The sequence below is a fragment of the uncultured Brevundimonas sp. genome, from assembly GCF_937870815.1.
In the GTDB taxonomy this organism is placed as follows: Bacteria; Pseudomonadota; Alphaproteobacteria; order Caulobacterales; family Caulobacteraceae; genus Brevundimonas.
The window spans coordinates 1-12,147 of record NZ_CALMZS010000232.1 but is presented as its reverse complement, the minus strand read 5'-3'; the positions used below and the strand labels follow the sequence as shown (position 1 = coordinate 12,147).

Below are 12,147 nucleotides of genomic sequence, written 5' to 3'. Positions count from 1 at the left end.
TAACCCTCCCGAAAATCATTCGGGAGAGACGCCATGACCCAGACCATCGCCTTCATCGGCCTCGGCAACATGGGCGGCGGCATGGCGGCCAACCAGGCGAAAGCCGGTCACACGGTCATGGCCTTCGACCTGTCGCAGGACGCCCTGGACCGCGCCGCCTCGCACGGCTGCACCCCGACCGGCTCCGTCGCCGAGGCGGTGAAGGACGCCGAGGTGGTCATCACCATGCTGCCGGCCGGCCCGCACGTGCTCAAGGTCTATTCCGAACAGGTCATCGGCGCCGCCCCGACCGGCGCCCTGCTGCTCGACTGCTCGACCATCGACGTCGACACCGCCCGCAAGGTCGCCGCCCTGGCGAAGGACGCCGGCTACGCCTTCGCCGACGCTCCCGTGTCGGGCGGGACCATGGCCGCCGACGCCGGCACCCTGGCCTTCATGGTCGGCTGCGACGAGCCCGACTTCGCCCGTATCGAGGCGGCGCTGGAGCCGATGAGCCGCGCCAGCTTCCGGGCCGGCGACCACGGGGCGGGGCAGGCGGCCAAGATCTGCAACAACATGATCCTCGGCATCACCATGCTGGGCACCTGCGAGGCCATTGGCCTGGCCGAGAAGCTGGGTCTCGACCCGGTGAAGATGTTCGACATCGTCGCCAAATCCTCGGGCCAGAGCTGGTCGGTGACGACCTATTATCCGTGGCCCGGCCCGGTGCCGACCGCGCCGTCGAACCGAAATTATGACGGCGGTTTCGCCGCGGCGATGATGCTCAAGGATCTGAAACTGGCCCAGGACGCAGCGGCCAAATCGGGCGCGAGCACGCCGCTGGGGGCCCAGGCCGAGGCCCTGTTCCAGCTGTTCGACCGGCTGGGCTACGGCGGGCGCGACTTCTCGGCGATCCTGCAGATGCTGCGCGGCAAGCTGGACGAGCTGCCGAAGGGGTGAGCGCCGACCGCGTAACGAAATTGAGAACCGTTATCAATTAAGGGTTTGCGGCGTTTTGTCCGGTCCGTTTCATGGACAAATCGACCCGATCGGCGCATCACCGGGCAAGTTTTCGCCACCGGTAGAGCTGACCCGTTGTACGACTACAAGGCCGCCTTCAAGACCGCTGTCGAGCAAGTCAAGAGCGAGGGGCGCTATCGCGTCTTCGCCGATCTGAGGCGCGTGCGCGGCCAGTTCCCGAAGGCGATCCGCCGCCGCGCCGACGGCTCGGAGCAGGAGGTGGTGGTCTGGTGCTCGAACGACTATCTCGGCATGGGCCAGCATCCGGCCGTGATCGGGGCCATGCGGGCCGAGCTCGAGGCGGCCGGGGCCGGGGCCGGCGGCACCCGCAACATCTCGGGCACGACCCGTTCGGCGGTCGACCTGGAGGCCGAGCTGGCGGCGTGGCACCGCAAGGAGGCGGCGCTGCTGTTCACCTCGGGCTATGTCGCCAACGAGGCGACCCTGACCACGCTACAGCGCATCCTGCCCGGCCTGATCGTCTTTTCGGACAGTTTGAACCACGCCTCGATGATCGCCGGCATCAGGAACGGCGGCGGCGAGCGGCACATCTACGCCCACAACGACCTGGAACACCTCGAGGCCCTGCTGGCCGCGGCTCCGGCCGACGCGCCCAAACTGATCGCCTTCGAGAGCGTCTATTCCATGGACGGCGACATCGCCGACCTCGCCGGGACCATCACCCTGGCGGAGACGTACGGCGCCATGACCTATCTCGACGAGGTCCATGCGGTCGGCCTGTACGGCGCGACCGGCGCCGGCGTGGCCGAGCGCGACGGGGTGCTGGACGGGATCGACATCGTCGAATGCACCCTCGGCAAGGCCGTCGGCGTGATGGGCGGATACATCGCCGCCGACGCGATGATCGTCGATGCCGTGCGCAGCTGGGCCGCGGGCTTCATCTTCACCACCAGCCTGCCGCCGGCCCTGACCGCCGGGGCGCTCGCCTCCGTCAGGCACCTGAAGGCTCACCCGGAACTCCGTGAAGCGCATCAGGAGCGGGCCGCCACGCTCAAGGCCCGCTTCGCCGCCGCCGGCATCCCCGTCATGCGGTCCGAGAGCCACATCGTGCCGGTGTTCGTCGGCGATCCGGTGCACGCCAAGATGATCTCGGACCTGCTGCTGGAAGAGCACGGCGTCTATGTCCAGCCGATCAACTATCCGACCGTGCCCAAGGGCGCCGAACGGCTGCGCTTCACCCCGTCGCCCAACCACACCGACGCCATGATGGACGATCTGGTGGCGGCGATGGATCGGCTGTGGACGCACTGCAACGTGGCGCGGCTGCCGGCGGTGGCGTAGTCGGCATTGACGAGCAGAGGCGGTTTGCCTACTTTGGTGTACGCAGCGGGTTGCCGTCTGCGAAATTACTAAGAGCCGAATAGGGGTGGGCGAGAGCCTGCCCCTCACTATTTTTAACTCTTACTACGGAGACCTCCGATGGCGACATGGCCTACGGACCTGTTCGAATTCGCGTTCATCCACAATTTCGATGAACGCCTGTCCGATCTCGCGGCGTTGGCCGAACCAGAGATGTGGGATTATGTGGCTACCGAAAGCGCGCGGATAAAGCCGATCCTCTTCAACTATATCCGCTACACCTACTCGAGATTGGCTGAGGAAGAAAAGATCGAGCTGTCCGACGACGGCCAGAGCGTCGTTTTCAACACCGGTCTCGTCACACCGAACCAAGAGCCCATTTACGCATACTTCGGCCGGAACCAGATTCCAGACAAACAGCCGTGGTTCCTACGTAGCTGGCTTCGGCGTGGCGAGCACGAACTCGTCCGCTTCCAGCAGCTCCCCGACATGGTCAACTACATGACCACGCCTGCGAACCTCGTCTTCGATCACACGAAAGAGCTGCGTGTGAACATTGAGCACATCATCGCCGATAACAAGGAGCGGTTTCCGGAGCCGTACAACGGCATGGATGATTTTGTCCTCCAGAATTTGCTCAAGGGCTCGTTGGACAGCGCACGCGAACGGGTCCGCCGCAATTACAAGACGGCCGTTCCACAATACTATCGTGGGAAGAGCCAGCTTCTGCTGCCCTTGTGTATCTCGAGTCCCGCTCAGGCTGACCTGGCGTTGGTGGTTGAAGATCATGGAGCCTTCTACCGGGCTTCGACCTGCCTCACGTTGGATATGGCCTATAACAATGCGCGACAACTGGCGCGGCCGGACCGGGACTGGCTGAAGCCCTAATTTGATCGTGCTTCTGTTTGTTAAATTTACACCTATTAAGGACTACCAAGATGACAGAATATAGGGACTACGTTTGCAGGTTCTACGATGAAGGTCGTGCAGTTGAATTCTCCTTCGCCTGTCGAGGAAAGTGACCTCTTCGAGATGGCGAACCTGCGTCCTAAACACACCGGGCTGCCAATGACCGTTTGGGTCTGCCACCATGGGAGAGCCCGGCATGATGCGCGCGTCAAAGTCTGCCGTACCCACGGTGATCGTCTCGGCTTTGAGGATATGGCAGTCGTGGGTATTCGACCGAAGGCGGCTCTTAGAGTCTGACTCATAATTCGGATTGGAGGCGACACATGTGCAAAATCGTGATCTCCGAGCCCGTGAAACGAGCTTGATCTGGCCCAAATTTGGCTATCAGCACCGCTTTTGGTCTCCTCAAAATCAGCCACCGGAGGCTCATCGCGATTTATCGGTCAGACACTTATAGAGGGACCGCTGGATGGTGGTGACCTAAAGCAGGTCCAGCGATGGATCGAGCTAAACCGTGATGTTCTCATAGGTTTCTGGGATGGCCGCTTGGACACGGTGGAAATGACTCAGGGGCTGAAACGCCTGTGAAAGGCGACGACATCGGCGACGTCATCGTCGAGCTGACCCGCAACGGACGCTATCTGAAGGTCAGCGCCGTCCACGTCGCCACGGGCAGGGAGGCGGTCGCCGTGGGCCCGGCATCGGAGCCCAAGGGGCTGGAGCGGATCGCCCTCGCCAAGCTGAAGCGGGCGCTGGCCGCCCGCTGACCCACAAGATGTTGTGGTCCCCGGCGGTCGGGCCTAAATGAAGCGCCGCAGTTTTCGGGGACCTCACGTGACCGCCTTCACCCACGACGCCTATTTTTCGAAGAGCCTCGCCGAGGCTGATCCCGACGTCTTCGGCGGCATCCAGGGCGAACTGGGCCGCCAGAAGGAACAGATCGAGCTGATCGCTTCCGAGAACATCGTCTCCAGGGCGGTGCTGGAGGCGCAGGGCTCGGTCCTGACCAACAAATACGCCGAGGGCTATCCGGGCCGGCGCTACTATGGCGGCTGCGAATATGTCGATGTCACCGAGAATCTGGCGCGCGACCGGGCCAGACAGCTGTTCGGCTGCGCCTTCGCCAACGTCCAGCCCCACTCCGGGGCCCAGGCCAACCAGGCGGTGTTCATGGCCCTGCTACAGCCCGGCGACACCTTCCTCGGCATGGATCTGGCGGCCGGCGGCCACCTGACCCACGGCTCGCCCGCCAACCAGTCCGGCAAATGGTTCCGGCCCATGACCTACAAGGTGCGCGAGAGCGACTGCCTGATCGACTATGACCACGTCGCCGAGATGGCCGAAAAAGAGAGGCCCAAGCTCATCCTGGCCGGCGCCTCGGCCTATAGCCGCCACATCGACTTCAAACGCTTCCGCGAGATCGCCGACGGCGTCGGGGCGTATCTGATGGTCGACATGGCCCACTATGCCGGCCTGATCGCCGGCGGGGTCTATCCCGACCCGCTGCCGCACGCCCATGTGGTCACCACCACCACCCACAAGACCCTGCGCGGCCCGCGCGGCGGCATGGTGCTGTCGAACGACATTGAACTGGGCAAGAAGATCAACTCCGCCGTCTTCCCGGGCCTGCAAGGCGGACCGCTGGAACATGTCATCGCCGCCAAGGCCGTGGCCTTCGGCGAGGCGCTGAAGCCCGAGTTCAAACTGTATGCACAGCAGGTGGTGGCCAACGCCCGGGCGCTGGCCGCCGTTCTGGTCGAGCGCGGCGCCGCCATCGTCTCGGGCGGCACCGACAGCCATCTGATGCTGGTCGATCTGCGGCCCAAGGGCGTCACCGGCAAGGCCACTGAGGCCGCCCTCGAACACGCCCTGATGACCTGCAACAAGAACGGCGTGCCGTTCGACTCCGCGCCGTTCACGGTCACCTCGGGCGTGCGCCTGGGCACGCCGGCGGGGACGACCCGCGGCTTCGGCGTGGCCGAGTTCCAGCAGGTCGGCCACTGGATCGCCGACGTAGTTGACTCGATGAAAGGCGCGGACGAGGCCGATGCGGCCGTGTCGCAGCGTGTCGCGGGCCAGGTGCGCGAGCTGACGCGCCGCTTCCCGATCTACGGATAACCCCCTGATGAAATGCCCCTTCTGCGGAAACCAGGATACCCAGGTGAAGGACAGCCGCCCGTCGGATGACGGCACCGCGATCCGCCGCCGGCGGTCCTGCCCGCAGTGCGGTGGGCGTTTCACCACCTTCGAGCGGGTCCAGCTGCGCGAGCTGATGATCCTCAAGCGCAACGGCCGCCGCACCCCGTTCGACCGCGACAAGCTGGAGCGCTCGCTGACCGTCGCCCTGCGCAAGCGGCCGGTCCAGGCCGAACAGGTCGAACAGCTGGTCAGCCGGATCACCCGCCAGCTCGAGAGCCTCGGCGAGACCGAAATCCCGTCCTCGACCGTCGGCGACTTCATCATGAAGGCCCTGAAGTCCGTCGATGAGGTGGCCTATGTCCGCTACGCCTCGGTCTACAGGGACTTCCGCCATACCGGCGACTTCGCCCGTTTCCTCGGCGACGAGGGTCTGGATGAAGGCTGATGCGCGTCACCCTGAAGCTGGCGACCTCGCTGGACGGACGCATCGCCACCGCGTCCGGCGAGTCGAAATGGATCACCGGCGCGGCGGCGCGGCTGGAAGGCCATCGGCTGCGCGCCGCGCATGACGCCATCCTCGTCGGGGTGGAGACGGTGCTGGCCGACGATCCCGAACTGACCGCCCGGCTGCCGGGCCGCCCGGTCGACCAGCCCCTGCGCGTGGTTCTCGACAGCCGCCTGCGCACGCCGCCGACCGCCCGGGTCGCCCGGGGCAACTGCCTCATCCTGACCGCGGCCGAGCCATCGACCGTCGGGGCCGCGCGGATCGAACGGGTGGACGCACCCGACGGCCGCCCTTCGCCCCGGGCCGCGCTGCGGGCCATCCGCCGCGCCGGGGCCGGGTCGGTCCTGATCGAGGGCGGCGGCCAGGTCGCCGCCTCCTTCCTGCGCGCCGGCCTTGTCGACCGGATCGAATGGTTCCGCGCGCCCATGCTTCTGGGCGGGGAGGGGCGCCCCTGCGTCGGGGCCCTGGCGCTTGCAAACCTGGCCGCCGCCCCCACCTTCCGGCGTCTGTCCGCCGAACCGGTCGGCGACGATCTGTGGGAACGCTATGATGCGCTCCGTTAGCCTCCGCCGGCCGGTGACCGATATTGGCGCAGGGCCGTGTCACGCCGCCTCGGGCCGGAGTCGAAGCGACCGCTGCGACCGCAGCGGACGGTGTTTTCACCCGGCCCGGCCGGAGCGCGTCTGATGTTCACCGGCATCGTCACCGACGTCGGCCGCGTCCGTTCGGTCCGCCAGACCGAACGCGACCGGCGCTACGAGATCGAGACAGCCTGGGACACCTCCGGCCTCGATCTCGGGGCCTCGATCAGTCATGCGGGCTGCTGCCTGACCGTGACGGAGAAGGGACCGGGCTGGTTCGCGGTCGAGGTCTCGGCGGAGACCCTGTCGAAGACGACCCTGGGCGATTGGACCGAGGGGCGCAGGGTCAATCTGGAGCGCGCCGCCAGGCTGGGCGACGAACTGGGCGGTCATGTCGTTTCGGGCCATGTCGATGGCGTGGGCCGCGTGGTGGCCATCGAGCCGGAGGGCGGCTCGCACCGGGTCCATGTCGCGGCCCCGGCGCCCCTGCACCGCCATATCGCGCCCAAGGGCTCGATCACCGTCGACGGCGTGTCCCTGACCGTGAACGCGGTCGAGGGGCGACGCTTCGAGGTCAACGTCATCCCGCACACCTGGCGGGCGACCACGCTCGGGGAGCTGAACCCGGGCGACGCCGTCCATATCGAGATCGACATGCTGGCGCGATACCTCGCGCGGTGGCAGGAGACGGCGTGATGCAACCGGCCGCCAACATGAACGACAGTCCGATCAGCCCCATCGAGGACATCCTCGAGGAGGCCCGCAACGGCAGGCCCTATATCCTCGTCGACGCCGAGGACCGCGAGAACGAGGGCGACATCATCATCCCGGCCCAGTTCGCCACGCCGGACCAGATCAATTTCATGGCCCGCCACGCCCGCGGCCTGATCTGCCTGGCCATCACCGCCGAGCGCGCCCGCCAGCTGCGGCTGCCGCCGATGTCGGCCGAGAACCGCGAGAGCATGGGCACCGCCTTCACCGTCTCCATCGAGGCGAGGGAAGGGGTCACCACCGGAATTTCGGCGGCCGATCGCGCCCGCACCGTCCAGGTCGCCGCGGACCCGGCCCGCGGAGCCGACGACATCGTCTCCCCCGGCCACGTCTTCCCGCTGGTGGCCCGGGACGGCGGCGTTCTGGTCCGCACCGGCCACACCGAGGCGGCGGTCGACATCAGCCGGCTGGCGGGGCTGACCCCGGCCGGGGTGATCTGCGAGATCATGAACGACGACGGCTCGATGGCGCGGATGCCCGACCTGGTCGCCTTCGCCCGGCTGCACGGGCTGAAGATCGGCGCCATCGCCGACCTGATCGCCTACCGCCGCCGCACCGAACGGCTGGTCGAGCGGGTCATGGACACCCCGTTCGAGAGCGTCCACGGTGGCCCGTTCCGCCTGATGCTGTACCGCAACGCCATCGAGGGGGTGGAGCACGTGGCCCTGGTCCACGGCAAGATCGAGCCCGGCGGGCCCACCCTGGTGCGTATGCACCAGGTCGATTTTGCGGCGGACCTGCTGGGTCACGTCGAGGCGCGTCAGGACTATGTGCCCCGCGCCCTCAGAGCCATCAGCGCCCATCCGGGCCCGGGCGTCGCGGTGTTCCTGCGCGACCCCGAGCTGCACGGCCTCGCCGAAAGACTGGCGGGCGTCGAGAAGCCGGCCGCCGCCGACCGGGCCCTGCGCAACTACGGCGTCGGTGCGCAGATCCTGCTCGATCTCGGCGTCCGCGACATGGTCGTGATGAGCGCGACCCGCCCCAGCCCGGCCGCGCTCGAAGGCTACGGCCTGCGCATCGTCGGCTGGCGCGGCATGGACGGAGAAGCGCAGTCGTGAGCGAGCCCTGGCGCGTGCTGATCGTCGAGGCGCGTTTCTACGACGACCTGGCGGACGCCCTGCTGGAGGGGGCGAAGGACGCCCTGCGCGCCCGGGGCGTGGACGTCGACGTCGTCTCCGTTCCCGGCGCGCTGGAGGTGCCGACGGCGATCGCCCTGGCCGAGGAGGCCGGCCGCTTTCCGACCGCCCCGCGCTACGACGGCTATGTCGCCCTGGGCTGCGTCATCCGCGGCGAGACCCATCATTTCGAGATCGTCTCGGATCAGTCCGCGGCCGGCCTGATGGAGCTCGGGCTCCGCGGCGTGGCCATCGGCAACGGCATCCTGACCACCGAGGACGAGGACCAGGCCTGGGCCCGGGCCCGGCCCGGCGAGGGCGACAAGGGCGGCGGCGCGGCGCGCGCCTGTCTCGACCTCATTGCCTTGCGCAAGCGGCTGCGCGTAGGACTGGCGTCGTGACCGAACCCGCCAGTCTCCAGTCCGTGCTCGAGCAACTCGCCGAAGCCGAAAAGCAGCGCGCCGAGCCGCGACTGACCAGCCGGCAGCGGCGCGCCCGCACCGTCGCCCGCCTGGCCGCCGTCCAGGCCCTGTACCAGATGGAGCTGGCCGGCGAAGGGGTGGAGACGGTGATCACCGAATTCTCCAACCATCGTTTCGACGCCGATATAGAGGGCGAGCCCCTGGCCGAGGCCGATGAGAGCTGGTTCGCGGAGATCGTTCGCGGCGTGGTCGGCGCCCAGCGGGACATCGACGGGGCGATCAGGGCCCGGCTGGCGTCGAACTGGCGGCTGGAGCGGCTCGACTCCACCCTGCGGGCGCTGCTCCGCGCCGGCGCCTGGGAATTGCGCGCCCGTCAGGAGGTGCCCCGGGAGATCGTCATCGACGAATACGTCGAACTGGCCAAGGCCTTCTTCGACGACGCCGAGGCGAAATTCGTCAACGCGGCCCTGGACGGCGTGGCCCGGGACGCCCGCGCTTCCTGATGGCCGGGGTCGACGTCGCCGGGGAGTTCGAGACCATCCGGCGCCTGTTCGCGCCGCTCGCCCATCCCGAATGGGGCCGGGGGCTCAGGGACGACGTCGCCGTGGTCCCGTCCCGGGCCGGGCACGATCTGGTCCTGACCAAGGACGCCATCGTCGAAGGCGTCCACTTCCTGCCGACCGATCCGCTCGACACCGTGGCCCGCAAGCTGCTGCGCGTGAACCTCTCCGACCTGGCCGCCAAGGGCGCGGAGCCGTTCGGCTATCTGCTGGCCTGCCACTGGTCGGAGCGCTGCGGCTGGCCCGAGCGGATGACCTTCGTGGACGGCCTGCGGGCTGACCAGAAGACCTTCGGCGTCGCCCTGCTGGGCGGCGACACGGTCGTCACGCCGGGCCCGGCCGCCTTTTCGATGACCCTGCTCGGATGGATTCCGAGGGGGCGCGCCGTCGGCCGGGGCGGCGCCCGCGCCGGCGACCTGGTGTTCGTCACCGGGGCGATCGGCGACGGCTGGCTGGGGCTGCAGGCCGCGCGGGGAAAACTGTCGCTGGAGCCCGACCGCGTCGCCGCCCTGATCGACCATTTCCGGGCTCCCACGCCGCGCGTCGAATTCGCCGTGCCGATCCGCGACTTCGCCACCGCCTCGATCGACGTCTCCGACGGCCTGATCGCCGACCTCGGCCATCTGGCCGAGGCGAGCGGGGTGCGGATCGAGCTGGACCTCGAACTCACGCCCCGATCGGCGGCAGGGCAGGCCTGGTATGAGGGGCGGGTGGACGAGCAGGCGGCGCTGGAGAGTCTGGCGACCGGCGGCGACGACTATGAAATCGCCTTCGCCGCCCGCCCCGGCGACGAGGCGGCGCTGCGGCGCGAGGCCGACCGGCGCCACCTGCGGCTCAGCCGGATCGGCCGGGTCACGGCCGGCGAGGGGGTGGTCGCCCGCTTCGGCGGCCGGCCGGTCCCGATCGAACGACCGGGCTTCAGCCACGGCTGACAACGAATTCTCAAGGCGATGACGCCACGATGGGGACCATGCGCCGCCGGGACCTGATCGCCGCCTCCCTCGCCGGGACCGCCCTCGCCGGCGCCGACCCGGCCGCCGCCCGGGCGGGCGCGGCCGGCGCCAGTCTGGGCATCGCCGGAGTCGGCCTGCCGGTCATCGCCGGGGGGCGGATCCGGAACTACGTCTTCGTCTCGCTGCGCCTGCATCTTGGCGGGGCGGCGACACCCGAATCGATGCGTCCCAAGGAGCCCTATCTGCGCGACGCCCTGGTGCGGGCAGGGCACCGGACCCCCTTCGTCCTCCCCGGGGACTGGACCCGGATCGACACGGCGGCCCTGTCTGCGAGCCTGATGCGCGCGGCCGCTTCCATAGCCGGACGCGGGATCGTGACCCGGGTCGAGGTCGTCAGCCAGGCCCCGCGGCGGCGCACCGGCGTCAACCCCGGCTGACGCCGGTTCACCAACCCTGTTGCGTCGCCCCGGCGCATTTGGCACGTTTCCGCCGCATTTCCCGAGGGACGCAGACTCGCGTCCGGTGCGCACGGGGGGACCGGAAGGCGGACAGAGGCGAATAACGCCCACCGCGCCAAGGGTCCGGGCGCCTCTAGAAACACAGGATTTGGAAACGCCATGAGTAATCTTCTGTGGCTTGTCATCGCCGCGGGCGCGCTGGGGGTCCTCTACGGACTGATCCAGACCGCCTCGCTGATGAAGGCCTCGACCGGCAACGACAAGATGCGCGAGATCGCGGCGGCGATCCAGGAAGGCGCCTCGGCCTATCTGCGCCGCCAGTACACCACCATAGCCATGGTCGGCGTCGTCATCCTGATCGCCGCGTACTTCCTGATCGGGCCGTGGGCCGCGATCGGCTTCGTCATCGGCGCCGTCCTCTCCGGCCTCGCCGGCTTCGCGGGCATGCTGATCTCGGTCCGGGCCAACGTCCGCACCGCCCAGGCCGCCTCCGAGAGCCTGTCCAGAGGCCTCGACCTGGCGTTCCGCTCGGGGGCCATCACCGGCATGTTCGTCGCCGGCGGCGCCCTGATCGGCGTCGCGGGCTACTATGCCTTCCTGACCGAGGGCGCGGGCTTCGAGAGCACCAGCCGCGAGGTCATCGACGGCCTGGTGGCGCTCGGCTTCGGCGCCTCGCTGATCTCCATCTTCGCCCGTCTGGGCGGCGGCATCTTCACCAAGGGCGCCGACGTCGGCGGCGACATGGTCGGCAAGGTCGAGGCCGGCATTCCCGAGGACGATCCCCGCAACGCCGCGACCATCGCCGACAATGTCGGCGACAACGTCGGCGACTGCGCCGGCATGGCCGCCGACCTGTTCGAGACCTATGCCGTGACCACGGTCGCGACCATGGTGCTGGCGGCGATCTTCTTCCGCGACCTGCCCTACGTCGAGACGATGATGCTGCTGCCGCTGGCCATCTGCGGGGTCTGTGTCGTCACCTCCATCATCGGCAGCTTCTTCGTCCGCATGGGCAAGAAGCAGAACATCATGGGGGCCCTCTACCAGGGCCTCATCGTCACCGGCGTCCTCTCCGTCGGCGCCCTGTGGCTGGTGATCAACCAGCTGCTGCCGGACAACGCCGTGGTCACGCCCGTCGGCGGCGACCCGATCACCGCCATGAACCTGTTCTGGTCCGGCCTCGTCGGCCTGGCCGTCACCGCCGCCATCGTGGTGATCACCGAATACTACACCGGCTCGAATTTCCGTCCGGTGCGCTCGGTGGCCAACGCCTCGGTCTCCGGCCACGGCACCAACGTCATCCAGGGTCTGGCCGTGTCGCTGGAGTCCACGGCGCTTCCGGCCCTGACCATCATCGTCGGCATCGTCGCCTCCTACCAGCTGGCGGGCCTGTTCGGCATCGCCATCGCCACCAC

General features: G+C 68.2%; 13 protein-coding genes and 1 pseudogene. All 14 read left to right on the top strand.

Annotated features, from left to right (window positions below):
* Nucleotides 1-27: 27 nt before the first annotated feature.
* Nucleotides 28-939: pseudogene (gene mmsB, locus Q0588_RS15935) on the top strand (3-hydroxyisobutyrate dehydrogenase); the annotation flags it as partial.
* A gap of 135 nt (nucleotides 940-1,074) precedes the next feature.
* Nucleotides 1,075-2,301, top strand: a complete 1,227-nt coding sequence (gene hemA / locus Q0588_RS15930; protein ID WP_298748272.1) for a 5-aminolevulinate synthase — start codon at nucleotides 1,075-1,077, stop codon at nucleotides 2,299-2,301.
* 138 nt (nucleotides 2,302-2,439) lie between these two features.
* On the top strand, nucleotides 2,440-3,207 hold the full coding sequence (locus tag Q0588_RS15925; RefSeq protein WP_298748269.1) for a DUF3825 domain-containing protein: 768 nt from the start codon (nucleotides 2,440-2,442) through the stop codon (nucleotides 3,205-3,207).
* Between the two features lie 605 nt (nucleotides 3,208-3,812).
* Complete coding sequence (locus Q0588_RS15920; protein ID WP_298748264.1) at nucleotides 3,813-3,995, top strand: hypothetical protein; 183 nt, start codon at nucleotides 3,813-3,815, stop codon at nucleotides 3,993-3,995.
* Between the two features lie 37 nt (nucleotides 3,996-4,032).
* Nucleotides 4,033-5,346: a serine hydroxymethyltransferase gene (glyA, locus tag Q0588_RS15915; RefSeq protein WP_298748261.1), complete on the top strand. Its 1,314-nt coding sequence runs from the start codon at nucleotides 4,033-4,035 to the stop codon at nucleotides 5,344-5,346.
* A 7-nt stretch (nucleotides 5,347-5,353) separates the two neighbouring features.
* On the top strand, nucleotides 5,354-5,812 hold the full coding sequence (gene nrdR, locus Q0588_RS15910; RefSeq protein WP_298748258.1) for a transcriptional regulator NrdR: 459 nt from the start codon (nucleotides 5,354-5,356) through the stop codon (nucleotides 5,810-5,812).
* Complete coding sequence (locus Q0588_RS15905) at nucleotides 5,812-6,435, top strand: RibD family protein (protein ID WP_298748255.1); 624 nt, start codon at nucleotides 5,812-5,814, stop codon at nucleotides 6,433-6,435. The genes nrdR and Q0588_RS15905 overlap by 1 nt, the downstream gene beginning before the upstream one ends.
* Before the next feature lie 123 nt (nucleotides 6,436-6,558).
* The gene (locus tag Q0588_RS15900; RefSeq protein ID WP_298748252.1) at nucleotides 6,559-7,149 is read left to right on the top strand and encodes a riboflavin synthase; all 591 of its coding nucleotides are present in this window, start codon (nucleotides 6,559-6,561) and stop codon (nucleotides 7,147-7,149) included.
* Nucleotides 7,149-8,282 carry a 3,4-dihydroxy-2-butanone-4-phosphate synthase gene (gene ribB, locus Q0588_RS15895; RefSeq protein WP_298748249.1) on the top strand — a complete coding sequence of 378 codons (1,134 nt, stop codon included), beginning with the start codon at nucleotides 7,149-7,151 and terminating at the stop codon, nucleotides 8,280-8,282. The genes Q0588_RS15900 and ribB overlap by 1 nt, the downstream gene beginning before the upstream one ends.
* Nucleotides 8,279-8,740: a 6,7-dimethyl-8-ribityllumazine synthase gene (ribH, locus tag Q0588_RS15890; protein WP_298748246.1), complete on the top strand. Its 462-nt coding sequence runs from the start codon at nucleotides 8,279-8,281 to the stop codon at nucleotides 8,738-8,740. Before ribB ends, ribH begins: the two co-directional genes overlap by 4 nt.
* Nucleotides 8,737-9,264, top strand: coding sequence for a transcription antitermination factor NusB (gene nusB, locus Q0588_RS15885; RefSeq protein WP_298748243.1), 528 nt, complete (start codon nucleotides 8,737-8,739; stop codon nucleotides 9,262-9,264). Before ribH ends, nusB begins: the two co-directional genes overlap by 4 nt.
* Nucleotides 9,264-10,253, top strand: a complete 990-nt coding sequence (gene thiL, locus Q0588_RS15880; protein WP_298748240.1) for a thiamine-phosphate kinase — start codon at nucleotides 9,264-9,266, stop codon at nucleotides 10,251-10,253. The genes nusB and thiL overlap by 1 nt, the downstream gene beginning before the upstream one ends.
* Before the next feature lie 38 nt (nucleotides 10,254-10,291).
* Nucleotides 10,292-10,711, top strand: a complete 420-nt coding sequence (locus tag Q0588_RS15875; protein ID WP_298748237.1) for a hypothetical protein — start codon at nucleotides 10,292-10,294, stop codon at nucleotides 10,709-10,711.
* A gap of 180 nt (nucleotides 10,712-10,891) precedes the next feature.
* Nucleotides 10,892-12,147: sodium/proton-translocating pyrophosphatase (locus tag Q0588_RS15870; protein ID WP_298748232.1), on the top strand; the 1,256-nt coding region annotated here is incomplete at its 3' end.

Coding starts and splice junctions, on each gene's coding strand:
- Q0588_RS15875 (WP_298748237.1), top strand. CDS start 10,292: ATGCGCCGCCGGGACCTGATCGCCGCCTCCCTCGCCGGGACCGCCCTC.
- nrdR (WP_298748258.1), top strand. CDS start 5,354: ATGAAATGCCCCTTCTGCGGAAACCAGGATACCCAGGTGAAGGACAGC.
- Q0588_RS15905 (WP_298748255.1), top strand. CDS start 5,812: ATGCGCGTCACCCTGAAGCTGGCGACCTCGCTGGACGGACGCATCGCC.
- glyA (WP_298748261.1), top strand. CDS start 4,033: ATGAAGCGCCGCAGTTTTCGGGGACCTCACGTGACCGCCTTCACCCAC.
- thiL (WP_298748240.1), top strand. CDS start 9,264: ATGGCCGGGGTCGACGTCGCCGGGGAGTTCGAGACCATCCGGCGCCTG.
- ribB (WP_298748249.1), top strand. CDS start 7,149: ATGCAACCGGCCGCCAACATGAACGACAGTCCGATCAGCCCCATCGAG.
- Q0588_RS15900 (WP_298748252.1), top strand. CDS start 6,559: ATGTTCACCGGCATCGTCACCGACGTCGGCCGCGTCCGTTCGGTCCGC.
- Q0588_RS15925 (WP_298748269.1), top strand. CDS start 2,440: ATGGCGACATGGCCTACGGACCTGTTCGAATTCGCGTTCATCCACAAT.